Below are 26,996 nucleotides of genomic sequence, written 5' to 3'. Positions count from 1 at the left end.
TCAGCAGGTTACAGCACTTTTCAGTACTGGCATGATCTCTGCTCATGAGGTGGTAATCACGAACATCGATACTCGCGGAGGAACTCATGGGCGTATTTACCAGATTTAAAGACATTATCGGTTCCAATATCAATTCCATGCTGGACAAGGCCGAAGAGCCGGAAAAGATGATCCGGCTCATGATTCAGGAGATGGAAGAGACCTCGGTGGAGCTCAAGGCCGCCTGCGCCGGACTCATGGCCGATCAGAAGCGCATTGCCCGCGAACTGTCGCAGATCGGCGAGCGCGCGGAACTCTGGAACAACAGGGCAAAGCTTGCCATGGAAAAGGGACGGGAAGATCTGGCCCGGGAGGCACTCCTCGAAAAACTGAGCGCCCAGCGCCTGAGCGAGGGGCTGGAGCGGGAGAGGGACCGTTTCGCGGTGCTGATCGAACAGGCCCGTGAAGACATCGAGCAGCTCGAAGCCAAGCTCGAATCTGCCAAGGAGCGCCAGCGCAGCCTGGCCAAGCGCCATGTGCGAGCGGACCAGCGCATTAAGGCCCGCTCCAATGTCTCGCGGGTCCAGTCCAGCGACGTGATGATGCGTTTCGATCAGTTCGAGCAGCGCATCGAACGCATGGAAGCCGAGGCCGAACTGGCCGCGCCGCGCCAGAACCGGAACCTGGAACAGGAATTCGCCCTGCTTGAGGGCGGCGACGAAGTCGAAGAACAGCTCGCCTCCATGCGCTCCGCCGCCAAGGAATAGCGCAGCTGAAAATTTGTTTGGCGGCCGTCACAGCCTCGGCTATGCGGAGACAAACACGCAAGGAGAAGACGCATGGAACATTTTTTCGGCTTCATATTCGTGCTCATGACCGCCGGTATTCTGCTGGTCGGCGCGGTGATCTTCGGTTTCATCAAGATGTTCAGCAAATCCGGCGAGGTCAACGTGGCTCGGGAAGCGCAGATGATCCAGGAGATCTATAACGGCATGTCGCGCATGGAAGAGCGCATCGAGGCGCTGGAAACCATCCTCCTGGAAAAGGACGGCAAGGAGAGAAGATCATGAGAGCTTTCGGACGCGGCACCGGCCGCATGCGTGGCGGCGGATATCAAGGATCGCGCTGGCAGCGCCCCATGGATGAACAGCGCGGCCTCTACCGGGCCCGGAACGGGGTTTTTCTCGGCGTGTGCAAAGGCATCGCCCGATACTTCGACTTCGCTCCCGGTGCGGTGCGGGCCGTCGTCATCCTTCTCTTCCTGGTCACCGGCATCTGGCCGGTCGGGCTCTTGTACCTCATCGCGGCCATGGTCATGAAGATGGAGCCGGTGGTGCCCTTCGACAGCCCCGCGGACCAGGAATTCTACAATTCCTACACCAGCTCCCGGGCCGGGGCCCTGGAGCGGATCAAACGCAAATTCGACAGCCTGGACCGCAGGCTCCGGCGCATGGAGGACGTGGTCACCAGCCGCGATTTCGAGTGGGAACGACGTATGCGCAATTCCTAGCTCTCCCGAGCCTGGGTCACCCGGCGAGATATCCTCGCCGGGTCCGCGACCGCCAGGCAATCCATCATCCAGACGCCTGGGCATGCTTAAGGGCATGCCCGCGCGCCAGTATCTCGTAAAAACAATCATCCAGTGCCTGATCCGTGTCGATTGTGATGCAGACGCCGGCAGTCTCTTGGCCCAACGGCTCGAAACCGGCGATCAGATCCTCGAAATGGATCAGCCGCGCATCCGACTCCCCGGCCGCGCTCTCGCGCTGCGCAAGCCTCGCCCTTATAGTCTGCGGATCGCAGACGCACTCGACGAAGATAAGACCCGCCTTCTGATCCTTTGCCAGAAGCACGGCCGACTCCCTCCACTGCGCCTTAGAGAACGTCGCGTCCAGAACCACGGAGCGCCCCTTTTTGAGCTCATCCAGGGCCAGATTGAACAGCCCGGAGTAGACGCGACTGCGCAGCACGGGCCGATACGCCCCCGCATCAAAGGCAACCACGCCGTCACGAGGAAAATCCGGCTCCTGCTTTCTGACGGTATCGGAGGCAAACCGGGGCATGAACAGCGCCCTGGCCACCCGGCTTGCCAGAGTCGATTTTCCCGACGCGGGCAGGCCGCAGAAAACCCAGAGCACCGGTCTGCCAAAAGACATGGCATAGCGGCAGGCCTGGTCCAGGTATCCACGAATTCCCCCTACCACGGCGGCCCGGTCCGCAGCGTGCTCCAGGGAAAAACAGGCCACCTTGAGGCGCACAGTGGCGCGGTACGCGGCATAGAAATCCATGAGCGCGTAAGACTCCGGATCTTTCGCCGCCATGGCGTAAGCCCGCAGCAGCAGGAGTCCCGTATCCGCATGCCCCAGGCGGTCCAGATCCATGATCAGAAAGGCCAGATCCAGGGCGCAGTCACCGTATCTGAAACGCTCGTTGAACTCGATGCAGTCGATGACCTGCACCCCGTGGTGAAAATAGACATGCTCGGCCCGCAGATCTCCGTGCCCGTCGCTGATACGGCCCTCCCGCACCCGGTGCATGAACAGCTCGACATGGTTGTCCGCAAAGGAGCGGCAGACCTGCCGAAAAAACTCCCACTTCTGCGGATCGAGCAAATTCTGCGCAATGGGCTGAATCTGCGTGAAATTCTCCTCCATGTTGAAGCGGATATGCTCAAAATCGCCGTACGCGTCGATGTCCTGCCCGCGCTCGGCCCTTGCGTGGAAAGCGGCCAGGGTTTCGCCCAGGCGTGAAATATTTTCCTGAGTTACCTTCCCCTTGCGCAGCAGAGCCTCAAGACTGGCCTCATCCGGCAATCGCCTCATCTTCACGGCATATTCAAGCGCGCCTTCCACAGGGCCAAAACACAGGCCCGCCGCGCCTTCGTGGATGCCCATCACTTCCTGGTACACACCAAAGCTCAAGCGTTGGTTGAGAGTTATCTCCTGCATGCAAAAATAAAGACGGCGGGCGGGATCACGAAAATCGAGAAATCCCAAATCCTTATGCTTTTTGAGCTTGTAGGCCCAGTCTCCGGCCAGAAAAACGACGGAGATATGGGTCTCCCGGCGTTCGACCTGGAGGGCGGGATGCGGATAAAAAGCGGGTTCGGACATGGCCCGGCAAATGTCCTCGAATCGTTCGGCGGAATTCATGCTACGCGTACTCCAAGCAATGTTGTGCACAGATGCTAACAGATCCGCGGCCTCGTGTCATGTCCTGCCCACAAGCACGTCCTGATGAATGAAGCGTCAGGAGTTTTATTGGTGGTCTGCCCGAAAATTTGCTGGTATGGACACACAGACCTGACTGTCCACGGACTTGTACTGCCGAATTGCCGAAAATCCGCGTACGTGAGGAAAATGCATACCGGAGCCCGAATGCTTGCAGATGACCAACCCGCCCCCCATGACATTTCGCGTACCCTGCTCCACGTCACCCTGTGGACATTTCTCCTGGTCGTGCTTTTCTCCATCAGCCGTCACAATTTCCTCCTTTTTCACACTCTGGCCGAACTCTTCTCCGTGGCTGTGGGCTGGAGCGTTTTGCTGCTGGTCTGGAACACGCGCGCCTTTCTGCGCAACGATGCCCTTCTGTTCCTGGGCATCGCCTACTTTTTCATCGCCCTGCTCGACCTGACTCACACCCTGGCCTACAGTGGAATGAACATCTTCGCGTCCGTAAAGGACGCAAACCCGGCCACGCAACTCTGGATCGCGGCCCGAGGGCTGGAAGCGGCCAGTCTCTTTGCCTACAGCCTGATGCTGGGACGCGGTTTTTCCCTGTGGTCGTTGCTCGCGGTCCTCTCCGCCATAACGTCGGCCTTGTTGCTGAGCATCTTCGTCTGGGATATTTTTCCGGTCTGCCACATTGAAGGGGTGGGACTGACGACGTTCAAGATCGCCGCCGAATACGCCGTCAGCGCTGTACTGGCGGTGACCATGCTCAATCTGACACTGCAGCGAGACAAACTCGAACCCGGCATCTACCACCTGCTGATCATTTCCATAGCCCTGAGCATCGTGGGCGAATCGGCCTTCACGTTCTACGTAAATGTGTACGGCCTCTCCAATGTTATCGGTCATTTTCTGAAGATCGTATCCTTTTTCCTGATCTATCTGGCCCTGGTCCGTTTCGCCTTGAAACGCCCCTATCAGACCCTTTTCAGGCAACTTGCCCAGGAACGCGAAGCCTTGGCGCGTTCGGAAGAAAAATGGCGGAACATTCTGGTACACACGCCGCAGATCGGCATCTCCCTCGACCCCAAGGGACGAATCGTCTTCGCCAACGAATATTTTCTCAAGCTGACCGGATGGGAGCAGGAAGAGGTGCTGGGTCGGGACTGGTTTGAAGTGTGCATTCCTGTCGAGATCCGCGAGTCGACCCGCGAATTTTTCGATTCCGTCATGGCGGGTGGACAAAGCCTGGCCTACTCCACGCATGAAAATGAGATCATAGGCAAAAACGGCGCCCGCCACACCATCGGCTGGGCCAACGCGGTGGCCTTCGATTCATCGGGCCTGCCCACGGACGTGACCAGCCTCGGCGTCGATCTGACGGAACGCAAACACGCGGCAGAGGTGCTGGTCGAGAGCAGAAATCTATACCAGTCTCTGGTGGACAACCTGCCGCTTTCGATCATGACCTTTGATCGCGATGGAAAAATCAATTACATCAACCAGTTTCACATTGACAGTTTTGCCAAAGGCCGTCTGGATAAAGAATATTTTCTGGGCCGGGCCCTGCATGAACTACCCGGTCTGGTCTCCGCGGGGATCGGTCCTGAGCTGAAAGAGGTGCTTCAGGGCCGCCCCGTAAGCCTGCCAAGCCTTTTCATCCCCCGCCTCGCCGCCGGCGGTTCGGCCTGGCAAAGCGTCAAGGCCATCCCCCTGTTCAAGGACGGCATCTTCTCCGGCGGCATCCTCATGCGCGAAGACATCACCGCCCGCAAAATGTCCGAGGAGGCCGTGCGCCAGAGCGAAGAGCGGCTGGCCCTGGCCCTGGAGGTCACCAACGACGGGCTCTGGGATTGGGATTGCGTATCGGGCAGCACATATTTCAGCCCCCACTACTATGCCATGCTCGGCTACGAACCCGGGGAGTTCGAAGCGAACTACGCTACATGGCGAAGTCTTATCCATCCCGACGATGTGCTTGCTGTCGAAGACGAAGTAAGCCGCCATGTCGCCAGCGGGCAGGTTTTCGAGATCGAATTTCGCATGAAATCCAAATCCGGACAATGGCAGTGGATCATGGCGCGTGGCCGGGTGGTTGAAAAAGACGAACAGGACCATGCCGTGCGCATGGTGGGCACGCATGTGGACGTGACCGAGCGGAAGAACGCGGAATATGTCGCGCTACGCGCCAAGGAGGCCGCCGAGGCGGCAAACAGGGCCAAGAGCGAATTTCTGGCCAACATGAGCCACGAGATACGCACCCCGTTGAACGGCATCATGGGTATGCTGCAGCTCCTGCAGACCACAAGTCTGAATCATGAACAGCTCGAATACAGCTCCATGGCCGTGCAATCGACCTCCCGCCTGACCAGCCTGCTTTCCGACATTCTCGACCTCTCCCGGGTGGAAGCAGGCAAGATGCCCATTCGGCCCGAAGTCTTCGACCTGCGCAAAAAACTCCATCAATCCATCGATCTCTTCGCGTCCATCGCCCTGCAGTCTGGTGTCGAGCTGCGGCATCATTTCGACGACACACTGCCGCAACACGTCATCGGCGACCCTCTCCGCCTGCAACAGGTGCTCACGAACCTGATCGGCAATGCCTTCAAGTTCACAGAGCGCGGCTTCGTCAGCGTGGAGGCCTACCCTTTGCCGGCCCGTAACGAAAACCAGCTGCGCATATTCTTCGAGGTTTCGGATTCGGGGTGCGGCATCCCCGATGAAGCGCTGGGCCTGCTCTTCGAGCCTTTCAGCCAGGTAAGCCAAGGCTACACCAGACAATACCAAGGCGCGGGCCTTGGCCTGTCCATCTGCAAGCGCCTGGTCGGGCTGATGGGCGGCAACATGGCCATTTCAAGCGAGGTCGGCGTGGGAACAAGCATCTATTTCTGCGTCACCCTGGACAAGGCACTTAAACTGCCGGCCCAGGATTCTTCAGCTCAGACGAAAACAGCGCTGAGGCCGAGGAAAATACTCGTGGCCGAAGACGATGAGGTGAACCTTTTCGCCGTCCGCAATCTGCTGACTAAAAACGGCCACGAGGTCGTCACCGCCCATAACGGGCATGAGGTGCTGGAGCGCATCATGGAGCAGGATTTCGACCTCGTCCTGATGGATATTCAGATGCCGGAAATGGACGGAATCGAGGCCACCAGGCGCATCCGCGTCACTGAGCAGGCCACCGGCAAAAAACCAGTGCCGATCATCGCCATGACCGCCTACGCCATGAACGGAGACAGGGAGAAGCTGCTGGACAAGGGCGTGGACGGCTATGTGTCCAAACCCTTCAGCATCAAAACGCTCATGGAAGTGATAAAGGAAAACGCCAACATAGGCTGACACGCCGTCAAGGGCCCGATCAGACGACAGCCGGACCAGGCCATTGCCGTGTCATCTGCTGAAAAAATCCGGGTTGTCGGGCACTCTGCGCGGGCGGCGGTTCTCGTCCACGGCCACGTAGCGGAACACCCCTTCGGTCACCAGCTCGCGCTGCGCCTCGTATGCGCCGACCAGTTGCCGCGCCCAGACCTCAAGCTTGATGTCCATGGACGAATTGCCCACATGCAGAAGCTCCGCATGCACGCAGATGGTGTCGCCCATGCGCACCGGCTTGTCGAAGCTCATCTTCTCCACGCTGACCGTCACGGTCCGCCCCTTGGAGACCTCCGAGGCCATGAGCCCCCCGGCCACGTCCATCTGGGCCAGAATCCAGCCGCCGAAAATGTCGCCGCTGGGGTTGGTGTCCCGAGGCATGGCCAGAGTGCGCAGAACCAGCAATCCGCGGGGCTGTCGTCCGGCATTCTCTTCCAACTTCATCGTGTTCTCCTTTACGGCGACCGGCGTGAAGCGCGGTCACTGTTGTGTCGATGCCTTTACGCGTTGCGACAGGCCGACTGTCATTCGTTATCGCCCCAGTGTTCCTGAACCTTGGCACAGTCTTATGGACTGTCATGCATTTCCGGGCTATTTGCAACATGCCAAATCAGCTCTGCACCTGCTCGCCAGTGGCCATGGCAGACCGGCAAAGCACCCGTACGTTCCGGACTTTTCAAATCATGACAACCTGCGGTGCGTCAGGCGCGCGGATGGCGAACCCGACAACAGCCGAAAATTTCACCCAAGACAGGTCGTGAATAAACGGAGATTCCGCATACAAAAATACGTTATCCTGGCTCTTTTGATCATATTTTCAGCTTCCTGCGCCCCTGCAACCAGGTCAGGAGACAAGAAAAAAGGCGTGGCTGCCGGGTATGAACATCTGGAAGCAAGAGAAAAATCGAAAAACGCAGTAGACCAGATTTATATTGGACAATCAGGAGCATCATTCTATTACGACAGCAAGCTGTGGTCAGTAAAAAATAAATCTGTTTCAACAATCGATTTTTCAGCCAGAAGATTCACCAACGCGCATATATTCATGTATGATGAAAAGATGCCGATGACTGAAATTCATAAAAAACTTGTTGAACACTATCAGATGAAAAATGCGCAATTAGTTGAATCAGAATTCATAAATGTAAATAATTCTATTGTCATTTACAACAAAATAGAAGGAATGATCCACAAAAGAGAGGTCTCGATCCTGAGCTATGGATTTTCCGAAGGTATGCACACGATAATCACGCACTGTTTCATTTATAAAAGCATGCTCAGAAGCGAGACGGAACAGGAGATCATCGAATTCTTGAATGGATTTGCCGCAGCAGGATGACTCGCTTCCTGTGGACCGCGGTTGATGCCGCAAACCGCGTTCCGCCCCAAGAAAAAGCGCCAAGATGACACTTTCGTCAGCTTGGCGCTCTCTTTTTGCGAACTTACTCAATGCGCCCTTAAGCAAACGCGAATATCAGGACGCGACCACAAAGAGATGCATCTCGCGCGGACCATGCGCCCCGTGCACCAGGGTGGCCTCGATGTCGGCGGTCTTGCTCGGGCCGGTGACAATGCTCACGTTGGACGGCAGGTCCATGGCGCTGAGCAGGGAGAGCATCTGCCGGTAGGAGGCCAGCATGCGGCTGCGAGGAACCACCGCGATATGAATTGACGGCACCAGCGACACGGACCGCGCCCGGCCACGGCCGCCCAGGAGCACCAGCGAGGCCGTGTCGGCCAGGAGGTAGTCGGCGGTGGTGATGCCGATGTACGAGGCGATGACCTCACGCCGGAACTCCTCGCGCTCAAACTGGCTGAAGGAGTCCGCGCCCGGCACCGACTTGACGGCTATCTCGGTGCCCAGACGCTCCTCAAGCCCCAGTCCATCGAGAATCGGGTCGCTCCAGCGCATGATCTGCTTCACTGTGCCCCATTCCGGGTCGCGTTCCCGGGCCAGGGAGGCGATGGCTTCGCCGCAGGCATCCAGATCCGGACACTCGTGCACCTGCAGATTGAGCGCCTTCGCCTCAATGCGGATGCTCTCCATCCAGCCGTCCCGCTCTTGGGCCGTGGCCTTTGCGTCCGCGAAATGCACAAAGTCCTCGCTCTTGGCAAAAACGAGCTTGTCGCGGCCATCTTTGGCCTGCACTCCCAGGGCCTGCCGAACCCGTTCAATGATGCGGCTCATGCGTCCCTCCTTGTCGTATTCCGACGCGCCCAGCGCCGGGCAAAGCTTTTCTTGGCCAGAGGCGGAAAATCGCGGCCTCTGGTCCAGCCGCCAAGCGGTCCGGGCAGGCGGCTGATCCAGCCGTTTTTGCGGGGCAGCAATCTCTGACAAAACCCGGCCAAGAGGCTCATCGCGTCGTACATGCGCCGATGACGCATGAGCACCGACCAGGCCCCGAAAACCAGCTTTGCGGGCAGGCTCTGGGGGCGCACGTTCCAGCGTGCATCGCCATTGGCCAATTTAAAACGCAGCAGCGAGAGCATGCGCGGCAGGTCGTTGTCCACGGGGCAAACCTGCTTGCAGGCTCCGCACAGGGTTTCCCCCTGACAGAGATGGTGGCAGGTGTTGATGCCTTGCGTCAGAGGCGTGAAGACCGCGCCGATGGGACCGCAATACGGAGAGCCATAACTGTGGCCGCCGATGGCCATGTAGACCGGGCAGACATTCAGACATCCGCCGCAGCGTACGCAATGCAGCACCTCGCGAAAATCCGGGTCGGCCAGGATGCGGCTGCGGCCGTTGTCCACCAGGACCAGATGGAATTCTTCGGGTCCGTCGGGTTCCTCGTCCAGGCGCGGCCCGCCCACATAGCTGACATAGGTGGAAATCTTCTGCCCGGCGGCGGCGCGGGTCAGCATGCGCAAGAGGATGTCGTGGTCTTCGAGGGTGGCGGCGATCTTCTCGATGCCGAGCAGCACGACGTGCACCCTCGGCATGGTCGTGGCCATGCGGATGTTGCCCTCGTTGGAGACGATGGTCACGTGCCCTGTCTCGGCGCAGGCGGTGTTGCCGCCGGAGATGCCCATGTCGGCGCCCAGCATCTTCTCGCGCAGGGCCTTTCGCGCCATGGCGGTCAGGGTCGGCGGATCATCCGTGAAGGGCTCGCCCAGTTTTTCGGCGAAAAGTTCGCCGACCTGCTCGCGGGTGTAATGGATGGCCGGGGCGATGATGTGCGACGGCGCTTCGCCTTTGAGCTGCACGATATATTCGCCAAGGTCCGTCTCCACGGTCTCGATGCCGGCGGCTTCAAGCGCGTCGTTGAGATGAATCTCTTCGCTGAGCATGGACTTGCCCTTGACCACGCGGCGGACCTGAAACCGTTTGGCCACGCCCAGGCAGTATTCCACGGCATCGGCGCCGGTCTCGGCCAGGTGGACATGCCCGCCCCTGGCCCGGATGTTCGCAGCCAGAGTTTCGAGCACCACGTCCAGATTGTCGACGATCTTGCGCCGCACGGCCTTGGCGTCCTGACGCGGATCGTGCTCCGGCGAGAGCTGATTGTAGAGGTTTACGGCGTTACGGCCGAATTTGTCCCGAAGCTTGCCAAGGGCCTTGTGCAGCTGCTTGTCCTGCACGGCCTTGGCGGCCAGTTCCCTGTATTGCAGCGGATCCTGTTTCAGCATCTCACTCCTCCCCGGCCAGGATTTCGGCGATATGGTGCACGCTGATGGGCAGCTCGCGGCGGCGGATCATGCCCTGCATGTGCATGAGGCAGCCCATGTCGCACCCGACCACCGCGCCCGTGCCCGTGGCCTGGATGTTGGCCAGCTTGGTTTCGAGCAGGGCCTCGGAAATTTCGGGATATTTGGCCGAAAACGTGCCGCCGAACCCGCAGCATTCATCGGAGCGGGTCATCTCGACAAGCGTGAGCCCGCGCACCTTGGAAAGGAGCGCCCGAGGCTGATCCTTGACGCCGAGGCCGCGCAGCAGGTGACAGGAATCGTGGTAGGTTACCTCCCCGTTCCAGGTCGCGCCGACATCGGTCACGCCCAACACGTCGACCAGAAACTCGGTGAACTCGAAGGTCTTGGCGGCCACCCTTTTGGCTCGTTCAAGCAGGCGGGGATCCTTGGCAAAAAGTTCCATGTAATGATGCCGGACCATGTTCACGCACGACCCCGAAGGGCAGACAATGACCTCGGCGTGTTCGAACACGTCCAGATAATGCAGGGCCAGCCGCGCCGCCTCATCGCGATATCCGGCGTTGAAGGCCGGCTGTCCGCAGCAGGTCTGGTCCGGGGGATAGTCGAGGGTCAGGCCCTGGCGCTCCAGCACCTTGACCATGGCTTCGCCTACTTCAGGAAAACAGGAATCCACTATGCACTGGATGAACAGGGTCACCCTTTTTGGTTTGGTCATTCAAACACCTCGCAAGCGCTGCTGCGCCATTCAATAAAAATCACAAATACATAATGTTGGCGCTCAGCACCAAACAAAAAAGCCACGGCCCACAACTCGACAAATTTGCAGCATAAGCATCCCAAATGCTCCCTGCGCCAGCCCCCCCCTGCACGGGTCAAGGGGCCTAGCCCCTTGCGGGGCCCGGGGCAGCGCCCCGCCTCTTACAACGCTTCACGCCCCCAGATACGCCGCCAGAACGCGGTCGTCGTCCAGCAGGGCCCGAGCTTCGCCGGTGGCGGCGATCTGTCCGGATTCGAGGACGTAGCCACGGTGGGAATGGGCCAGGGCCAGCCGCGCGTTCTGCTCCACAAGGAGGATGGTCATGCCCTGGGCGCTCAGGGTGTCCAGGATGGCGAAAATCTCTTCCACCACCAGCGGGGCGAGTCCCAGGGATGGTTCATCGAGCAGGAGCATGCGCGGCGAGCTCATGAGGGCGCGAGCGATGGCCAGCATCTGCTGTTCGCCGCCGGAGAGGGTCCCGGCCGGTTGGCGGCGACGCTCGCGCAGGCGCGGAAACATGGTGTAGGACTTGTCCAGATCACGCGCGATGCCGTCTTTGTCCTTACGGATATAGGCGCCGAGCAGGAGGTTGTCCTCGATGCTCTGCCTGGCCAGAACCTGGCGTCCTTCGGGACAATGGGCGAGCCCGCCGCGCACAATGGCGTCGGGGCGGGTTTTGGCTATGTCCGTCCCGGCGAACGAAAGGGAGCCGGAGGCGATGCGGGCCAGGCCGGAAACGGCGCGCAGGATGGTACTCTTGCCCGCGCCGTTGGCGCCGATGAGGGTGACCACCTCGCCATGCTCCACATACAGGCTGACCTCGCGCACGGCCTTGACCGCACCGTAGTTCACGCTGACCTGATCAAGTTCGAGCAGCGGCATGGCTGTCCCCCAGATAGGCGTCGATGACGCATTGATCGTTGCGCACGTCCTCCGGTTTGCCCTGGCAGATGAGGCGGCCGAAATTGAGCACGGCCAGACGGTCACACAGCCCCATGACCAGGGGCACATGATGCTCGATGATGAGCACGGTCAGGTCGAAGCGATCGCGCAGGTCGCGAATGAAGGAGCTGAGTTCGGCTTTTTCGGCCAGATTGAGGCCTGCGGCCGGTTCGTCCAGAAGCAGCAATTTGGGCCGCAGAGCCAGGGCGCGGGCGATCTCAAGCCGCCTGCGCTCGCCGTAGGGCAGGGAAGAGGCGACATCCAGGGCCTTGGATTCAAGCCCGACAAGGCCGAGCAGTTCCAGCGCCTTGTCCCGGATCTTCATTTCCTGGGCGCGGCTGGCCGGGAGGCCGAGCAGGTCCGACAAAAGGCCGGTTTCGGCAAAGGCCTGCATGGGCGCGCGCACATTGTCGAGCACGCTCATGCCGCTGAACAGGCGGATGTTCTGGAACGTCCGGGCCATGCCCATCCCGGCGACCTTGTGGGGCGCGATGCCGAGAATGTCTTGCCCCAGAAAACTGATTTTGCCGGCGGAAACAGGAGTGATGCCGGAGATCAGGTTGAAGAGCGTGGTCTTGCCCGCGCCGTTGGGACCGATCAGGCCGAAGATTTCACCGGCCTGGACTGCAAAGCCGACATCACCGACAGCCATGAGCCCCCCGAAAGACCGCGAAACGCCTTCCAGCTGTAAAATGGCGTCCATCAGGCCACCCCCGAAGCTTTGCGGCGCAGGGAGGCCAGCAGCCCGGCGATGCCCTGGGGCAGATAGATGCAGGCCACGACCAGGACGATGCCGTTCATGATCAGGCGGGCGTCTTTCAGCGGACGCAGCACTTCCGGCAACGCGACCAGCAGGATCGCGCCCAGCAGCGGGCCCCAGATGGAGCGCGCACCGCCGATGAGCACATAGGCCAGGCAGGCCACGGAAGCGTCGAAGCTGCTCTGGCGGGCGTTCCAGGTGTTCAGGAACGGCGCGCTCATGGCCCCTACCACTCCGGCCAGGCCACAACCGATGACGAAGGCGCGGACCTTTTCGTAAGTGGTTGAGATGCCCATGGCCTGGGCGGCCAGTTCGTCCTCGCGGATGGCCATGAAGGACCGGCCGGCCACGGTGCGGGTCAGTCGCCAGGAAAAGAGCAGCATGACGATGAGAAGCGGCCCGAAGAACCACAGATAACCGATGCGTTTTTCGAAAGGTTGCGGGATGCCGAAGAGCCCCACCGCCCCACCGGTCACGTCGAGGACAAGCACCACGACATTGAGCACCTGCACAAAGGCTATGGTCGCGAGGGCCAGGTAGATGCCGCGCAGCCGCAGGGCCGGGATGCCGACCAAGAGGCCCAGGAGGACGCTGGCCAGCATGGCGATAAGCCATTCCACGGGATAGAGGGCCGGGCCCAGGGTTTCCCGCCAGGCGGCGAAAAGAGGGCTCGTGCCCATGATGGCCGCGATGTAGCCTCCCAGGGAATAGAAGCCGATGCTGGCCAAGGAGAGCTGCCCGGCCATGAGCGGATACCACAGGCTCATGCCCAGGAGGGCCTGCTGGATGATGGCTACAATGAGAAATCCGTAATTGTCGAGAAACATGTCCAGCCTAGACCTTCTGGATGGTTTTCTGGCCAAGGAGCCCTTGCGGGCGGGCCAGAAGAATGACGAAAAGCATGACAAAGGCCACGGCCTCTTTCATGGACGAATAATCCGGGGGCAGAAACGCCTCGCCCAGACCGATGACCAGCCCGCCAAGGACAGCGCCGGGGATGCTGCCAAGCCCTCCGAGCACGATGACCGCCAGGCCTTTGAGTCCGTAGCTGACGCCGAAATACGGCCCGGCCAGCCCGAAGCTCGCGCCGATGAGGGTGCCGGCCAGGCCGCCCAGTGCGCCGGAGATGAAAAACGTGGACAGGATGTAGCGGTCCACGTTGATGCCGAGCAGGCTCGCGGTTTCCGGATTCTCGGCCGTGGCTTGCAGGGCCTTGCCCATGCGCGTCCGGTTCATGAACCAGGCCAGCACCAGGAGCATGGCCAGGCTCACGCCGAGGATGATGAGCTGCACGGTGCGCACGGCCAGAATCTTGCCGTCCATCTTGAAGATCATGGCCATGGGCAGAGAGCCGAAGATGTCCGATGGAAAGGAATAGATCTCCGCGCCAACGAGAAATTGGAGGCAGTTGACCAGGATAAGGGCAACGCCCAGGCTGCTGACCAGAGCCAGGAGCGGATCGGCGCCCTTGGCCCGCAACGGCCGAAAGGCCAGACGCTCGACCAGGACGCCGACAAAACCGGCCATGACCGAGCCGCCCAGGAGCGCCACGGGAAACGGCAGGCTGAACGGCAGGCTCATGCCGGCCAGGAGTCCGTTCAAGCCGAAATCGCCGACGGCCAGGGCGTAGGTGCAATATGCGCCGAGGGTGAAGACCGCGCCGTGGGCGAAATTGATGATTCCAAGGATGGAGAAGACCAACGTATAGCCGAGGGCGAAGATGGCGTAGACCGAACCGATGGAGAGGCCGTTCAGGATATTTTGCAGGAAATAGACGATGTTCATGATATGCCAAAAGCCGGGGGAAGCGGCGCCCCCCCGGCAGGATGCGTTATTCGGGCAGCAGTTCCATGGCCCCGGTCTTGCCGTCGTCGGCAATCTTGATCTGGGAGACATAAAACGTCTTCTGGGTGATCTCGCCGTCGGCATCGAGGACGATCTCGCCGAGCGGCGTGTCGTAGGAACTGGAGATGATGGCGGCATTGAGCGCGGTGCGCAGTTCAGCGGTGTCCATCTCGGCGACTTTCTTGCCGGAGTTCTTCTCGACCTCGCTCAAGGCTTCCACGACAACCTTCACGCTGGTATAGGCTTGGGCCGAGAACTGGGCCGGGTCTTTCTTGAACATCTCCTTGAACACGGGAACAAAGGCGTTGTTCTCGGCGTTGTCGGCTTTTGGACTGTAAGCCTGGGCCACGATGACGCCGGTGCATTCCTTGCCGCAGACCGGATACATGTTCGGAGAGTTGAAACCGTTGCCGCCGACGATGAGGCCCTCATAGCCGAACTGGCGCAACTGCTTGACCATGTTGCCTCCGTCGGCCGCCAGGCAGCTCATGACCACCATGTCCACGTTCGCGCCGAGGATGGCGGTGACCTGGGTGGTGAAATCGGTGTCCTTGACGCTGGTCTTTTGAATGAGGGCGATGTTCAGGCCCTGGTCCTTGATGGCTTCCTGGAAAATGCCGGTCTCGGAGACGTTGAAGGCGTCATCCTGCGCATAGACCACGGCCACGTTCTTGACATTGGGGTTGATGGCCAGCGCCCGCTTCAAGGCGTTGGGGGCGACCAGGGTCATGGGCGCGGAAATGCGGGAGACGTATTCGCCGATCTGGGCCACGCCCTTGGCCGTGTTGGACGGGCCGACCACCGGGACTTTGGCCTGGTTGGCGATAGGATTGGCGGCAAAGGCCTGCTGGGACAGGGTGGGCCCGATGATGGCCACGACCTTGTCGCGGGAGATCAGGTTCTGAAAGGCGTTGATGGCCCCGGCTTCGTCACCGCCGGTGTCCTGGAAGACGAGTTTGATGGGCGTTCCGTTCACGCCGCCCTTCTCGTTGATCATCTTTTCCGCCACCTTGGCGCCGTTGACCTGCTCTTCGCCGAACAGCGCCACATTGGTGGTCTGCCCTACGGCGATACCTACAGGAATGGGGCTGCCGACCGGTTCGGCAAAGGCTGCCTGGGCAAAAAACAGGCTTGCTGCCAGCACTACGAATATGCGCATGAAATCCTCCGTAAGAATGCGATTTGCAAAGAGAAAAAACTATGCAATCGATAAAAGATTGACTGACCTATCAAGGACGGTCAGAGGGTGCAAGCTGAAAATATGCCGTAAAGGGGTACGTATGAAAAAAAGGTTGCAAAATCGGTCAGATGAACTTTCGCATCGCGCAAAGCGTCAGCGCGGCGGCACCGTGAACCACTCCCCCACTTTTGGCAGCAAAAACAACGATTCGTCGATCCCCCTGGAATGCAAGGCCTGCGACAGTTCCCGGCGCGGGGCCGCATAGGCTTCGTCGGCCATGGGAAAAACCTCGTGCTGGGTGCCCATGGCATTCCCCAGTCCCAGATCCAGGAAGGTCTGGACCGCCTCGGCGGGATTCATGTGAGCGTAGCGCATGAACCATTGCGGCTCGTATGCCCCGACCGGCAGCAGACTCAGGCGCGGCGGGCCGTACTTTGCCACAAAATCCTTTGACAGATGCCCTGCGTACCCCGCATCGGCCAGAAAATAGATGGCCCCACCCGGCGCATCGATGACAAAAGCCCCCCACAAGGCTTCGAGCCGATCAAAAAGCCCCCGGGCCGACCAATGCTGCATGGGCTCGAGCACAAGGCGAACCTGCTCGTTGACGGTGAAGCTCTGTCCCCAATCCAGGGTCCGAAGCCGCATCTCCGGAACGGCCGACCTGATCGTGGCATCGTTGCCCAGAGGCGTCAGGACCAGTGGATTGAAGGCCTGATGCAGACGCGCGAGCGTCGGCAGGTCCAGATGATCGTAATGGTTGTGGCTGACCAGTACCAGGTCGATGGGCGGCAGGTCTTCAAACCTCACCCCGGGCGCGGCCACCCGCCGAGGGCCCGCAAAACTGAACGGACTGGCCCGCTCGGACCAGATCGGATCGGTCAGGATGTTCAGCCCCCGGGTCTGCAGCAACACCGTGGCATGACCGACATAGGTCACGCGCAACTCTTCCCCCATGACGCGTTGCGGAGGCAGGGTCGGTTCGACCGCCACATGCTCCGGCCAGTATCCGCGCTCGGCGGTCAGACGCCACTTCAGAAAATCGCCAAAACGATTGGGCATCGGATCCCAGGGATTGTCGAACGTGCTGCCATCGAAATGATCCGAAACCGGGCCACGATAATACCCGTTGCCGCAGCCAAGCAGGAACAGCACGGCCAACAGGAAAAGTGCGCTGCCAGCCGTAGCCATACTCCGGCCATGATGGTTCCTGTGGGGAGGATTATGCATTGAAGTCACCTGATCGTGATGAGACGTTAAAAAAATCATCTATATGTATACACCGTACAGAGGGCACTGCAAAAAGTCATTCCCCGGCGTCGCTATCGCATGAAAGCAACGATCCCTCGTCCCTGCGACGAGCAGAGTCCCTACCAGATCATTCTTGATATCCTACAGCGGAATCGCTCCGGCCACTGATCTGCCAGGAAGCTTCGAACAACTCTTTTTGGCTCAAGCAATCATGATTTCTCGCGCCGGGGAAGTGACGGGCCTAAAACACGATGAATATTTTGACTTCGCCCTTTTTTTACGTATAGATAGATGACATGTTTAAAGAAATCGGCCTGAGACAGATGTTGTCGGCATGATGCTTCTGTGTCATTCTTCAAACAGAGCTGGAGTGCATCGCTAGTTATTTCTAACCATAATTCAATGGAGGGGGCATGTTGAGTTCATTTCGCATACGTGGACGCCTGTTCGTCATTCTTGGCCTCAACGTCGCCTTGATCGGAATCATGGGATTTGTGGCCTTTTTCATGGCCACGTCCATCAACGAAAAATTATCTTTGGTGCTTATGCGCGACCTGCCCGGAACGGCGGTCCTGCTCGAAGCGGACCGCGACCTGCACCAGATGCTTCTGGCCGAGCGAGGCTTGTTGCTCAGCATTCCCGGATCGGCCGAATATGAAAACAACCTGAAATCCTACCAGGAAAACATGGAGCAGGCGGACAGCCGCATGTCGAAGTTCATTGAAGTCTCTTTCTCAGAGGAAAAAAAGGCTTTGGTCGACCAGTACAAGAAAGACAGGATCGCCTGGGAAGACATATCGAAAAAGATACTCGCGCTGCGTGCCACGTCCACAGGGGAAGCGAGTCCGGAAGCTGTTGAGCTGGCCACGACCGAAGGCGCTGAAAAATTCGACATCATGCGCGAGCACATCAACAAACTGACCGAAATTGTCGAAAGCGACGCCGAGATTGCGGGCCAGGAAGCTGCGGGCGCCTTTGAGCGGCTCAAACTCATTCTGGCAATCATCACCTTCGGCAGCATCCTCGTGGGCGGTGCGCTGACCCTGTTCATCTCCAACGGCATAACAAGCCCTCTGGGCCGCATGATCGCCATGCTGCGCGACATTGCCGAGGGTGAAGGCGATCTGACCAAAAGGATCAAGGACCAGTCCGGCACGGAAACTCAGGAACTGGGCGAGTGGTTCAATCAGTTCGTGGACAGGGTGCACAACATCATCAAGGATGTCGCCCGCAATTCAAGCCAGGTCAGCATGGCCTCGCGCACCCTGTTGGACCTGGCAGGCAGCCTCAGCAATTCGTCGAACGTCATGACCGGGACCTCGAACACGGTCGCGGCCTCGGCGGAGGAAATGAGCGCGAACATGAACAGCGTCGCCGCGTCCATGGAGCAGTTTACGGTGAACATGGGCACCGTGGCCACAAGTTCCGAAGAAATGAGCGCGACCATCACGGAAATTTCCGTCAGCACGGGAAAAGCCAAGGAAATAACCGGCCAGGCTGTTGCCGCGGCCGGGAAGGCTTCCGTACAGGTCAACGAGCTCGGCACGGCGGCGAGGGATATCGGCAAGGTTACGGAGGCCATATCGGCCATATCGTCCCAGACCAACCTTTTGGCCCTCAATGCGACCATCGAGGCGGCCCGGGCAGGAGAGGCGGGACGTGGTTTTGCCGTGGTCGCAAATGAGATCAAGGAATTGGCCCAGCAGACCGCCCAGGCCACGGAGGAAATCCGAGGCAAGATTCAAGGCATCCAGCAGACCACCGGACAGACGGTGCAGGAGATCGGACAGATCAGCAACGTCATCAACGATGTGGATTCCATCGTGGGGAGCATCGCTGTGGCGGTGGAAGAGCAGTCCGTGACGACCCGCGACATCGCCGATAATGTTGGGCAGGCCTCGGTCGGCGTGCAGCAGGTCAACCAGAATGTCGCGCAGGCCGATGGGGTGCTGCGAACCATCGCCAAGGATGTGTCGTCGGTCAATGCCGCTTCGAGTGAAGTGGCCGAAACCGCCCAGTCCATGCATTCAAATTCGCAATCCCTGGCCCGCTTGGCCGAAAATCTCGATGAAATGGTGAGCAAATTCAAGATCTAGATTTTGCCTTCCCAAACCAACAACTGATGCATCGGACAGGAGGCGGGGGCACCCCCGCCCTACTCCCATTCCGCCGCAACCATGGCGGTTAATGCAACATCCAGGAGCGCCCGTGAATTTAGACTGCGTAGACTGCAAAACCCGAATTGATTCCTTCGAGGCCCTCATGACCGAAAACGGGAATCTGGCCGACATCCGTCTGGCCCCGGACAAGTGGACCTTGAAGGAAATGATCAGTCACCTCATCGACTCCGCCTCCAACAACCACCAGCGCTTCATCCGCCTGCAGCTTGAACCGGTGCTCGTTTTCCCGAAATATGACGCCGAAGAATGGAAAAACGCGACCAAAATCGCATCGTTCGACTATTCGACGCTGGTCACCCTCTGGAAAACCTACAACGCCCTGCTCATGCACCTGATCGAAAACATGAATCCGGCCGCCTTGGGCCACGTCTGGAGACGCGAGGACAAGGACATCTCCCTGGAAGCGCTGATCCACGACTACTTCGCGCACATGGAGCTGCACCGCAAACTGTTCGAGGACAGGGTGGAAGAAATCAAGCGGTAAGGACGGCACGGTGCCGCACATGCCCTTGCGCATATAAAAAGGTCAGCCTCTCGTTCAAACGCACCGGATTGCTCCGCAGTGAAGAATCGAGGGACCGACCTCTTTTTCAAATCAATCCGGCGCAGTTCAATAGGCCGGCACCAGCGAATAGCCTTTTTGCTGATATCCCAGTGACGCGATCCAGCCGTTTTCCACCGGATGGATCTGCGGCGCGATCGATTCCGGTTTCACCCCCATGAGGTTTGCGGCGAACATGCAGACTTCGAGTCGAATCCCGTCCTTGGCCATAGCCGCGATGGTCCGATCGAACTCTTCGAGCCGCTTCTTTTCTTCGGAAGAAAATTTCTCCCGTTCGTTTGACAGCAGCAGCACCGACACATCCATGAAGACCACCACGAATTCCGGTTTCTCGGATACGGCCCGTATGGCCGGATCCTTGAACGTATCGTGCACCAACTTCAGATGAATCAATGCGCTTTCCGTGTTCCCGTCCCTGAAATCGAAGATCGTATTGACCGATTTAATCCCCTTAAGCGCCTCATATCCTTGGGCCGAAGCCGAAACTCCAAGAAATCCAAGCAGGCAGAGGATAAAAAAAGCTGCAAGCGCTGATCTGACATAATTTTTCATGACATACCTCCTTTGTTGTTGATTCATGATTGACGTCTGTTGACGCGCCTACCTGAGCGTCGCCAATGCTTCGCCCAGTCGCTGCCGCTGTTCCGCGGTGGTCACCACCCCCAGCATGGACTGATACCTCGGATGTTCAACCCCGGAGAAGATGTATTGCCAGCGGTAGGCGTCCAGAAACCCCGCGTTGAGATCCCGTGCCTTATCCGCCATGGCCGAACCTGATATTTTGAGAAAATAATCGACGTCGGCTGCACTTTGGGCCTGAAGAATGCCATCCACATCCGCAACCATAGCGATGAGTTCATCCACCGCCTGGTCGCGTTCCCGATCCGAAATCTTGGCGTTCACACGCGCCCACTCCAGCTCATCCACAATGGCGTGGCTGGTCTCCTCCTTCCAGTGAAACAGGAAAATATCCTTGTACAGTTCGGACAGATTGTCCTGCGGGGCGATGCTTTGCTTGTAGTGCTCCTGCGTGAACAGCTCGATCTCCAGAATCAGCCCCATCACCGCCCAGGTGGAATTCCTCAAGACGGCTTCCGCCACCGCGTCGGGGTCGGGCATAAAGGTGTACCCGTCCGGCATGCCCGCCGCCATCATCGGTTCGATTTTGCGGAACAGCATCTGGTGTTTCAGCTCCTCGTCGCAAAAACGGACCAGCGATTCCAGGGCGACCTGGCTGCCAAGCCAATGATCGCGGGTGCAGTCGAGTATCTTCGCGGTGATGAATCGTTCCACGAATCCGAACATGTTGGCGTAGGTGCGGCCCTGGATCTGGCTGGCAAAGCGTTTGTCGTGGTCGGACATGAAATCGAACTGATCGATTCTGGTCAGCCCGTCCGGCAGAAATTTCTGCGAATAATCAAACGGCCGACCGCGCAGCACATCCTTGTCGATGTCCCACCGGACCCGTTTCGAGACCTCGATGCATTTGGCATATCGTTCGATGTTGAGCTCTGGCGATGGTTCCATGGGTGACCTCCTTTCGTTGGTTGTGGTGAATTGAGCACCGAACCGTATTTCGATCCGACATTGTCTATTGCCGGCAGAGGAGGAGAATGAAGGCGAGAGGGCGGTGGCTATCGAGCAGAATGAATTTCGAAAATGGAGCCGATCAAAAAAATTAATTCTTATCGAAAATATGACAAGAGGAAAAAGGCATCAGACTCTTGGACTCCCGGGCAGCTTCCAGCCGCCATCTTTACTCCTCCGCCCCGTCAGCCTAGGGTGCGCCTTTGCGGAGGTGCATGGTGAACATCCTTCAGGCTATCCTGCCTATTTTCCTGCTTATTCTGATCGGGTTCGTGCTGCGAAGGGCGGAATTTCCAAGCGCGGGATTCTGGCCTCAGGCCGAGCGCCTGACCTACTACGCGCTCTTTCCGGCCCTGCTCATCGACAAGCTGACCTCCATGCATGTCGGAGAACAACCGGTGCTGCTCATGGCGGCGACCCTGGCCGCGAGCATCTGCCTGCTGGCCGGGATGCTTCTGGTTGTGCGGCCCTGGCTGCAAAGCGACGGACCGGCTTTCACCTCCATATTCCAGGGGGCCATCCGGCCCAACACCTATGTGGGCCTGTCCGCCGCCGGCGGGCTTTTCGGCGATGCGGGGCTCTCGCTTTCCGCCGTGGCCCTGATGACGATCATCCCCCTGGTCAACGTGCTCTGCGTCCTGGTGCTGGCCAGACATGGCCGGGACACCACGACGCACGGAGTGCGGGGAACTGTGACACAGCTCGGACGCAATCCGCTCATCCTCTCCTGCGCGGCGGGCTTCGCCTTGCAGGCCGCAGGCATCACGCTGCCGGCGACAGTGCGGGAGGGCCTGCACATCATGGGCAGCGCGTCGTTGCCGCTCGGCCTTTTGGCCGTGGGCGCGGGACTCTCCTTCTCCGCAGCGCTGGCGGGTTGGAAGGACATGGGATCAAGCGCCCTCTTCAAGCTCCTGGCCCTGCCGCTACTGGCCTTTGCGGTGGGCCGGACGCTGGGACTGGGCGGGACGCCACTTGGCATCTGCCTGATCTTCACGGCCGTTCCGGTCTCGGTCTCCTCATACATCCTGGCCCGGGTGCTCGGCGGAGACCACGAACGCATGGCGGCCATCATTACCGTGCAGACGCTGGCGGCGCTGGTGACGTTGCCGCTGGTGCTGGGCATGCTCATCTAGAATCATGGCCACGCACGGGACAACGGCTTGCGGAACTCAAATCTGGGAAGAATAGGCAACTGGCGACACGGATGACCTGTTCGACACGCAGTAGCCGCGTGCGGCGAGGCGTCAAGCGAAGTAACGGGGAAACGATGGAGCCAGCTTCCTGCCCTACCCTTTTCCACTATCTCCGCACGACTCATCATTTGCCAAGGAACTTATGAAGAAGCTATCAATTAACGATACACTGCAAATTTTCGAATATCACCAAATCCTGCCGCTCCCAGTCGCCAGGCCTGCAAACAGCCTGCTTTCTGGACGGAGCAACAATTCGCTCAATATTGGTCAATGAATTCAATCTATATTCTTCGTATTCAACAAGTGTAGGAAATGTGAACATATGCAAAACAACTTTTTCTTTATGCTCAGAAGAAAAAAAATACCCATGGTGCTCCCCTCCGCAATTTTCAATCAAAGAAATCAGCATCATGAAATTATTCTTCAAATTATTCTTTAAATTATTCATATTAAAATTTTCATTATTGAATTTCAAATAACATGTGATCATATTTTTCCTCAATATAAATTGTTACATGATTTACTAATGAATGTATTCACAAATAATTCTAAAACGATGGAAATAATTTCCTTAAAAATAATTTGTTGCATATAAATGACCAATCCATGACAAACAAAATTCACTTTTAAATTCAATAAAATTTAAGCATAAAATCTTATCATATCATGATCATTAATCAAATAATCATCCACAAGAAAAATAAATCTATAGTAAAATAAGAAATAAAAACAGTCTATTCGTACATTATAAGTATTACGACGCACAACAACATCCCATAATGTACTCAGTAATAATAATGTCATCAGCCACCGAAGGGTACTTACTTTAGGAAATTTTCACACATCCTAATGCCAGACATAACTTGGCAGTGCGCTGCAGGACTTATAACGTGGCGAGAGAAATATTTTTGTGGGTACCGAAGGAAATGCCAATGCTGTTTTTCCGAGGAGAACGGATTCGGTCGCGAATCTTGGTTTCAATCTGGTAAAGAAGATGTCGAACGAGATCTTTAGACACAACGCCAAACACTACGAGGCATCCATGAAGACATCGACTTCAAAGATGACTGTTGAAGAAATTCGTCGACGTTTCGACGGAGAAGTCGAGCGCTTTTCGAATCTTGCTGTGGGCCAGACAACGACGGTCGATGCTACGACCAACCTTGCGCTGCTTGCCGAAGCGGCGGCCAGGTGCACGCCAAAAGCGCGCCGAGTCCTTGATATTGGCTGTGGCGCAGGCAACGCCACCTTGAGTCTGCTGCGCCGGATAAACCCGCTCGACTGCGACCTGCTCGATCTCAGCAACAAAATGTTGCATCGCGCACAACAGCGCGTCAGCGCCGAGACCACGGGTGTCGTCAGGATCATCCAGGCGGACTTTCGCTCGGCGGACCTGCCGCGCAACCACTACGATGTCGTACTCGCAGCGACAGTGCTCCACCATTTGCGTGAAGATAATGAGTGGCAAGAAGGCTTTGCGACGTTGTACGATCTTCTGGCGCCAGGCGGTTCGCTATGGATCACCGACCTCATCGAGCATGAAAACGACGAAGTTCAAAGCATCATGTGGAATCGCTACGGCGATTACCTCGTTCAGACGGCGGGTGAAGAAGCCAGAGATCGCTGCTTCAAGGAAATCGAGGTCGAAGACACGCCAAAGCCCCTAACCTATCAGCTCGAACTCCTGAGAAAATGCGGTTTCCGCCAGATCGACGTTCTGCACAAAAACGCCTGCTTCGCCACCTTTGGCGCGGTCAAATAGTTCTGAGAGCACTTGCGTGCAAATCGCAGTGTGACCATGGAAAGAAGCTACATACAAATAAATTCAAGATACAAGAGCTGACTCTGTTTCCTGCGCTGGTGCGGATATTTTGCTTTGAACCAGAATGACGGAGCACACAAAAAAGCCCAGGCGAATGGAGCCTGGGCGAAAATGAAAGCCACGAATATGTGAATATTCAGACCTGTCTGCAAAATCTTCGACAGAACAACGTATTAAAACATCCGAAAAATTTTATTACCATAATTCAATGCGAAGTGGCCTAGCCGTGGAAAGAAGGTATTCCGAAAAAATTCAAGATTCAAGATCTGATAACCATACAAAAGGACACCTCCGAAAATAGCAGGTGACCGATTCCTCTGCTATATAGGAGTTGGCAAACACTCGTATCGGAGGTGTCCAATGGCTATATACGCAGGAATCGATTTGCATTCAAATTCAAATTTCTTGTCTGTGGTCGATAGTGCAGGAAAGATCATTGAAAAACGAAAACTTGCTAACGATGTCCAGGCAATTTTGCATCCGCTTGCTGCCTATCGAGAGCAGGTCCAAGGAATTGCTATCGAGTCGACTTTTAACTGGTATTGGATCGTCGATGCTTTGATGGACGAAGGGTATCGGGTGCATTTGGCCAATCCGGCGGCCATCCAGAAGTATTCTGGGCTCAAGCACAGCGACGACGCCAGTGATGCGGCTTGGCTGGCCGAGATGCTTCGCCTCGGCGTCCTGCCTGAAGGGTACATCTATCCCAAAGCGGAACGCCCGATCCGAGATTTATTGCGTAAACGCGGCCACTTGGTACGTTTAAGAACTTCATTGATCACCAGTTTGAAAGGTATTGTCTCCAGAAACAACGGGCATTCGATTTCGGTGAACAAGATCAAACAGCTTAAGACAAATCACGTAGCACCACTTTGCGTCGCCAATGAGGATCTGGCGCTTTGCGGAGAAGTCAGCAAAGACACCATCGACTACCTGGGGCGGCAGATAAAGAAGATCGAGAAGCAGGCCGAGGAGAGAATCGAACTGCGTCCGACGTACAAGGCCCTGCTTTCCATGCCAGGAGTAGGCGTGATTCTCGGTCTGACGATCATGTTGGAAACCGGTCCAATTGATCGTTTCCCCAAGGCGGGCAATTTTAGCTCATATTGCCGGAAAGTGCCGTCCACTTGGATTAGCAACGGTAAGCGTAAGGGGCGAGGCAACACCAAGAACGGAAACAAGTACTTGGCGTGGGCTTTCTCAGAGGTCGCAGAACTCGCAAGGCGTTACGACGACGCAAGCCGTTCATGGTATGACCGCAAGATGGCCAGAAGCAACAGAATGGTCGCACATAGCGCCTTGGCCCACAAACTTGCGCGGGCCGCGTATTTCATCATGCGGGAGGGCGTGAACTTTGATCACGAGAAATGTTTTGCATAAATTTGGAGGCGGTGGGGAACCAGCATTAGGGTTGGAATAACCACCAGATCTGATTGGTAGCCATCGCTTCCAGCTTTTCGGATGACTTTGTTTCGCCGACCACGACATGAGCCAGCAACGGGTTGGTTCACAACCATGAGATCTGTAAAAACACTTTGGACATGGCGTGGGATCGAAGATTATCTGGCCGTCGCAAGACGGTGGGGCTGCTCCGGCAGCCTAGATCCTGATGGGTGACTGGTGCGGCGAAATACGCTGACATCGCAAAGCTGATATTTCGAGAAAGGCAAAAACAAAGAAATTCGAGGTATTATCAAGTAGTTTTGTCCGAGGCGAGAAAACCTAATTTTCTGGCCCGCTGGAGCACTTTCTCTTGACCTCGGTCCTTTTGATGGGTGACCCCGATTTTATGCGATTTTAATATTTTACTCTAGACCCTGTGCTGGTTTGTACTCCACTAATCACCGTAAATACCAGTAAATTTAGTGTTAGAAAAGTTAACATGCAAGGACGTTTATGAAAAAAGATTTAGTCGCAAAAGTTATAGCAGTTGTATTACTGGCAGGAGTATTTGGTTGTTTTGCTTACGATGAAGCATTGAGTGATATTGGAAGAATGGAAATGATGTCTGTAATAGATGTAGCAAAAGAAGCAATGAAACCAGCATTTGAATCTAAAAGTGAAGCAATATTTCTATTTATTGCATGCGGTTTAACTATTATTGTTATAACAGAATTGCTTGGATTTTTTATTAGAGTTATATTTTTTCGAAAAATTGACGAAACAAATATTGTTCACAATCATAATATTACATTACAAATACCTAGCAATATAGGTGTTAGTGCAAAAAATATTGAATAATTATTCAACATTTTTGAATAAAAGCTTGAGCTGGACGATCTTGAGACTGACGTTATTCATTTTTTTTCTGTGTCTATTGCAGAATGTGTCGATGATCTAGTTAAAATATAGTCATATTGTGATTATTAAATTATTCTGAAATTTGAGATGGCAAGCATAATTATTCGCAAAATGAACAATAAAGATTTTTATTTTTATTTTATTTGGCGAAAATAAATCCTGATTTAAAAGCACAAAGCCATCCGGTGGCGGGTCGCTTTTGTTATTTGATGAGATGGTAATCGCTGGTCATACGCAAACATACTTGTTTGGTTTTTGCGGATATTGATGGTCATCATCTTAACCTTTAATGTGTTACATGGATGACCATGTTCGGAATCGTATGCACATTGGAGTATGGAGACGGTGGAATAACCCGCCTTCTAGCCCATTTATAGGTACGTATTGCGAGATAGAATTACTGGAATTATGTATGACAAAATAAGTGGTTGCCGTTAGTGC

The 26,996-nt window shown here is 56.6% G+C and carries 25 protein-coding genes; 11 read left to right on the top strand and 14 right to left on the bottom strand.

Annotation, left to right across the window (positions count from 1 at the left end; all coding sequences use genetic code 11):
* Positions 1-86: 86 nt before the first annotated feature.
* The 3 genes from pspA to pspC all read left to right on the top strand — a co-directional run bounded on the left by pspA (position 87) and on the right by pspC (position 1,489).
* Positions 87-746 carry a phage shock protein PspA gene (gene pspA, locus DBAC_RS06215; protein WP_015773424.1) on the top strand — a complete coding sequence of 220 codons (660 nt, stop codon included), beginning with the start codon at positions 87-89 and terminating at the stop codon, positions 744-746.
* A 72-nt stretch (positions 747-818) separates the two neighbouring features.
* The gene (locus tag DBAC_RS06210) at positions 819-1,049 is read left to right on the top strand and encodes an envelope stress response membrane protein PspB (RefSeq protein WP_015773423.1); all 231 of its coding nucleotides are present in this window, start codon (positions 819-821) and stop codon (positions 1,047-1,049) included.
* On the top strand, positions 1,046-1,489 hold the full coding sequence (gene pspC, locus DBAC_RS06205) for an envelope stress response membrane protein PspC (RefSeq protein ID WP_015773422.1): 444 nt from the start codon (positions 1,046-1,048) through the stop codon (positions 1,487-1,489). Before DBAC_RS06210 ends, pspC begins: the two co-directional genes overlap by 4 nt.
* 64 nt (positions 1,490-1,553) lie before the next feature.
* On the opposite strand, the gene DBAC_RS06200 is transcribed toward pspC, so the two are convergent.
* Positions 1,554-3,131: a bifunctional aminoglycoside phosphotransferase/ATP-binding protein gene (locus DBAC_RS06200; RefSeq protein ID WP_015773421.1), complete on the bottom strand. Its 1,578-nt coding sequence runs from the start codon at positions 3,129-3,131 to the stop codon at positions 1,554-1,556.
* A 225-nt stretch (positions 3,132-3,356) separates the two neighbouring features.
* Between DBAC_RS06200 and DBAC_RS17730 the strand changes: the two genes are divergently transcribed.
* Positions 3,357-6,491: an MASE3 domain-containing protein gene (locus DBAC_RS17730; protein ID WP_015773420.1), complete on the top strand. Its 3,135-nt coding sequence runs from the start codon at positions 3,357-3,359 to the stop codon at positions 6,489-6,491.
* Positions 6,492-6,542: 51 nt separating this feature from the next.
* Here DBAC_RS17730 and DBAC_RS06190 read toward each other — a convergent pair whose 3' ends face one another.
* On the bottom strand, positions 6,543-6,968 hold the full coding sequence (locus tag DBAC_RS06190) for an acyl-CoA thioesterase (protein WP_015773419.1): 426 nt from the start codon (positions 6,966-6,968) through the stop codon (positions 6,543-6,545).
* A 25-nt stretch (positions 6,969-6,993) separates the two neighbouring features.
* Between DBAC_RS06190 and DBAC_RS18750 the strand changes: the two genes are divergently transcribed.
* On the top strand, positions 6,994-7,863 hold the full coding sequence (locus DBAC_RS18750; protein WP_143890810.1) for a hypothetical protein: 870 nt from the start codon (positions 6,994-6,996) through the stop codon (positions 7,861-7,863).
* Between the two features lie 135 nt (positions 7,864-7,998).
* On the opposite strand, the gene DBAC_RS06180 is transcribed toward DBAC_RS18750, so the two are convergent.
* The 9 genes from DBAC_RS06180 to DBAC_RS06140 all read right to left on the bottom strand — a co-directional run bounded on the left by DBAC_RS06180 (position 7,999) and on the right by DBAC_RS06140 (position 16,850).
* A complete protein-coding gene (locus DBAC_RS06180) occupies positions 7,999-8,712 on the bottom strand; it encodes a LutC/YkgG family protein (RefSeq protein WP_015773417.1) in 714 nt (237 codons plus the stop codon).
* A complete protein-coding gene (locus tag DBAC_RS06175) occupies positions 8,709-10,154 on the bottom strand; it encodes a LutB/LldF family L-lactate oxidation iron-sulfur protein (RefSeq protein ID WP_015773416.1) in 1,446 nt (481 codons plus the stop codon). Before DBAC_RS06175 ends, DBAC_RS06180 begins: the two co-directional genes overlap by 4 nt.
* A gap of 1 nt (position 10,155) precedes the next feature.
* A complete protein-coding gene (locus DBAC_RS06170; protein ID WP_015773415.1) occupies positions 10,156-10,890 on the bottom strand; it encodes a (Fe-S)-binding protein in 735 nt (244 codons plus the stop codon).
* Between the two features lie 213 nt (positions 10,891-11,103).
* Positions 11,104-11,814 (bottom strand): ABC transporter ATP-binding protein, encoded by a 711-nt coding sequence (locus DBAC_RS06165; RefSeq protein WP_015773414.1) that lies wholly within the window; start codon positions 11,812-11,814, stop codon positions 11,104-11,106.
* A complete protein-coding gene (locus DBAC_RS06160; RefSeq protein ID WP_015773413.1) occupies positions 11,795-12,577 on the bottom strand; it encodes an ABC transporter ATP-binding protein in 783 nt (260 codons plus the stop codon). Before DBAC_RS06160 ends, DBAC_RS06165 begins: the two co-directional genes overlap by 20 nt.
* The gene (locus DBAC_RS06155) at positions 12,577-13,461 is read right to left on the bottom strand and encodes a branched-chain amino acid ABC transporter permease (RefSeq protein WP_015773412.1); all 885 of its coding nucleotides are present in this window, start codon (positions 13,459-13,461) and stop codon (positions 12,577-12,579) included. The genes DBAC_RS06160 and DBAC_RS06155 overlap by 1 nt, the downstream gene beginning before the upstream one ends.
* A 7-nt stretch (positions 13,462-13,468) precedes the next feature.
* Complete coding sequence (locus DBAC_RS06150; protein WP_015773411.1) at positions 13,469-14,419, bottom strand: branched-chain amino acid ABC transporter permease; 951 nt, start codon at positions 14,417-14,419, stop codon at positions 13,469-13,471.
* Positions 14,420-14,465: 46 nt separating this feature from the next.
* Positions 14,466-15,638 carry an ABC transporter substrate-binding protein gene (locus DBAC_RS06145; RefSeq protein ID WP_015773410.1) on the bottom strand — a complete coding sequence of 391 codons (1,173 nt, stop codon included), beginning with the start codon at positions 15,636-15,638 and terminating at the stop codon, positions 14,466-14,468.
* A gap of 174 nt (positions 15,639-15,812) precedes the next feature.
* Positions 15,813-16,850, bottom strand: a complete 1,038-nt coding sequence (locus DBAC_RS06140) for an MBL fold metallo-hydrolase (protein WP_050762050.1) — start codon at positions 16,848-16,850, stop codon at positions 15,813-15,815.
* A 473-nt stretch (positions 16,851-17,323) separates the two neighbouring features.
* Here DBAC_RS06140 and DBAC_RS06135 point away from each other — a divergent pair, with 473 nt between their 5' ends.
* Together DBAC_RS06135 and DBAC_RS17725 are read left to right on the top strand one after the other, a co-directional pair.
* Complete coding sequence (locus DBAC_RS06135; protein WP_015773408.1) at positions 17,324-19,006, top strand: methyl-accepting chemotaxis protein; 1,683 nt, start codon at positions 17,324-17,326, stop codon at positions 19,004-19,006.
* 112 nt (positions 19,007-19,118) lie between these two features.
* Positions 19,119-19,574, top strand: coding sequence for a DinB family protein (locus DBAC_RS17725; protein ID WP_015773407.1), 456 nt, complete (start codon positions 19,119-19,121; stop codon positions 19,572-19,574).
* A 126-nt stretch (positions 19,575-19,700) separates the two neighbouring features.
* Here DBAC_RS17725 and DBAC_RS06125 read toward each other — a convergent pair whose 3' ends face one another.
* A complete protein-coding gene (locus DBAC_RS06125) occupies positions 19,701-20,204 on the bottom strand; it encodes a DsrE family protein (protein ID WP_015773406.1) in 504 nt (167 codons plus the stop codon).
* A gap of 48 nt (positions 20,205-20,252) precedes the next feature.
* Positions 20,253-21,179: a hypothetical protein gene (locus DBAC_RS06120; RefSeq protein WP_015773405.1), complete on the bottom strand. Its 927-nt coding sequence runs from the start codon at positions 21,177-21,179 to the stop codon at positions 20,253-20,255.
* A 275-nt stretch (positions 21,180-21,454) separates the two neighbouring features.
* Here DBAC_RS06120 and DBAC_RS06115 point away from each other — a divergent pair, with 275 nt between their 5' ends.
* A complete protein-coding gene (locus DBAC_RS06115) occupies positions 21,455-22,372 on the top strand; it encodes an AEC family transporter (protein ID WP_043810504.1) in 918 nt (305 codons plus the stop codon).
* Positions 22,373-22,586: 214 nt separating this feature from the next.
* Here DBAC_RS06115 and DBAC_RS06110 read toward each other — a convergent pair whose 3' ends face one another.
* Positions 22,587-22,922, bottom strand: coding sequence for an NIPSNAP family protein (locus DBAC_RS06110; RefSeq protein WP_015773403.1), 336 nt, complete (start codon positions 22,920-22,922; stop codon positions 22,587-22,589).
* Between the two features lie 552 nt (positions 22,923-23,474).
* Here DBAC_RS06110 and DBAC_RS06105 point away from each other — a divergent pair.
* The 3 genes from DBAC_RS06105 (at position 23,475) to DBAC_RS18745 (ending at position 26,495) form a co-directional block, all read left to right on the top strand.
* Entirely contained in the window at positions 23,475-24,194 is a 720-nt protein-coding gene (locus DBAC_RS06105; protein WP_015773402.1) for a class I SAM-dependent methyltransferase, read from the top strand.
* 420 nt (positions 24,195-24,614) lie between these two features.
* The gene (locus tag DBAC_RS06100) at positions 24,615-25,634 is read left to right on the top strand and encodes an IS110 family RNA-guided transposase (protein ID WP_012805434.1); all 1,020 of its coding nucleotides are present in this window, start codon (positions 24,615-24,617) and stop codon (positions 25,632-25,634) included.
* A gap of 516 nt (positions 25,635-26,150) precedes the next feature.
* Complete coding sequence (locus DBAC_RS18745) at positions 26,151-26,495, top strand: hypothetical protein (protein WP_143890806.1); 345 nt, start codon at positions 26,151-26,153, stop codon at positions 26,493-26,495.
* Positions 26,496-26,996 lie beyond the last annotated feature (501 nt).

Source organism: Desulfomicrobium baculatum DSM 4028, from assembly GCF_000023225.1.
Lineage (GTDB): Bacteria > Desulfobacterota > Desulfovibrionia > Desulfovibrionales > Desulfomicrobiaceae > Desulfomicrobium > Desulfomicrobium baculatum.
Note: the sequence above shows the minus strand (reverse complement) of the source record. Positions and strands in the feature narration are given on the sequence as shown.

Excerpts from the sequence above, each read along its gene's own strand:
- pspA (WP_015773424.1), top strand. The coding sequence starts at position 87 with ATGGGCGTATTTACCAGATTTAAAGACATTATCGGTTCCAATATCAAT.
- DBAC_RS06210 (WP_015773423.1), top strand. The coding sequence starts at position 819 with ATGGAACATTTTTTCGGCTTCATATTCGTGCTCATGACCGCCGGTATT.
- pspC (WP_015773422.1), top strand. The coding sequence starts at position 1,046 with ATGAGAGCTTTCGGACGCGGCACCGGCCGCATGCGTGGCGGCGGATAT.
- DBAC_RS06200 (WP_015773421.1), bottom strand. The coding sequence starts at position 3,131 with ATGAATTCCGCCGAACGATTCGAGGACATTTGCCGGGCCATGTCCGAA.
- DBAC_RS17730 (WP_015773420.1), top strand. The coding sequence starts at position 3,357 with ATGCTTGCAGATGACCAACCCGCCCCCCATGACATTTCGCGTACCCTG.
- DBAC_RS06190 (WP_015773419.1), bottom strand. The coding sequence starts at position 6,968 with ATGAAGTTGGAAGAGAATGCCGGACGACAGCCCCGCGGATTGCTGGTT.
- DBAC_RS06180 (WP_015773417.1), bottom strand. The coding sequence starts at position 8,712 with ATGAGCCGCATCATTGAACGGGTTCGGCAGGCCCTGGGAGTGCAGGCC.
- DBAC_RS06175 (WP_015773416.1), bottom strand. The coding sequence starts at position 10,154 with ATGCTGAAACAGGATCCGCTGCAATACAGGGAACTGGCCGCCAAGGCC.
- DBAC_RS06170 (WP_015773415.1), bottom strand. The coding sequence starts at position 10,890 with ATGACCAAACCAAAAAGGGTGACCCTGTTCATCCAGTGCATAGTGGAT.
- DBAC_RS06165 (WP_015773414.1), bottom strand. The coding sequence starts at position 11,814 with ATGCCGCTGCTCGAACTTGATCAGGTCAGCGTGAACTACGGTGCGGTC.
- DBAC_RS06160 (WP_015773413.1), bottom strand. The coding sequence starts at position 12,577 with ATGGACGCCATTTTACAGCTGGAAGGCGTTTCGCGGTCTTTCGGGGGG.
- DBAC_RS06155 (WP_015773412.1), bottom strand. The coding sequence starts at position 13,461 with ATGTTTCTCGACAATTACGGATTTCTCATTGTAGCCATCATCCAGCAG.
- DBAC_RS06150 (WP_015773411.1), bottom strand. The coding sequence starts at position 14,419 with ATGAACATCGTCTATTTCCTGCAAAATATCCTGAACGGCCTCTCCATC.
- DBAC_RS06145 (WP_015773410.1), bottom strand. The coding sequence starts at position 15,638 with ATGCGCATATTCGTAGTGCTGGCAGCAAGCCTGTTTTTTGCCCAGGCA.
- DBAC_RS06140 (WP_050762050.1), bottom strand. The coding sequence starts at position 16,850 with ATGGCTACGGCTGGCAGCGCACTTTTCCTGTTGGCCGTGCTGTTCCTG.
- DBAC_RS06135 (WP_015773408.1), top strand. The coding sequence starts at position 17,324 with ATGTTGAGTTCATTTCGCATACGTGGACGCCTGTTCGTCATTCTTGGC.
- DBAC_RS06125 (WP_015773406.1), bottom strand. The coding sequence starts at position 20,204 with ATGAAAAATTATGTCAGATCAGCGCTTGCAGCTTTTTTTATCCTCTGC.
- DBAC_RS06120 (WP_015773405.1), bottom strand. The coding sequence starts at position 21,179 with ATGGAACCATCGCCAGAGCTCAACATCGAACGATATGCCAAATGCATC.
- DBAC_RS06115 (WP_043810504.1), top strand. The coding sequence starts at position 21,455 with ATGGTGAACATCCTTCAGGCTATCCTGCCTATTTTCCTGCTTATTCTG.
- DBAC_RS06110 (WP_015773403.1), bottom strand. The coding sequence starts at position 22,922 with ATGATCACATGTTATTTGAAATTCAATAATGAAAATTTTAATATGAAT.
- DBAC_RS06105 (WP_015773402.1), top strand. The coding sequence starts at position 23,475 with ATGAAGACATCGACTTCAAAGATGACTGTTGAAGAAATTCGTCGACGT.
- DBAC_RS06100 (WP_012805434.1), top strand. The coding sequence starts at position 24,615 with ATGGCTATATACGCAGGAATCGATTTGCATTCAAATTCAAATTTCTTG.
- DBAC_RS18745 (WP_143890806.1), top strand. The coding sequence starts at position 26,151 with ATGAAAAAAGATTTAGTCGCAAAAGTTATAGCAGTTGTATTACTGGCA.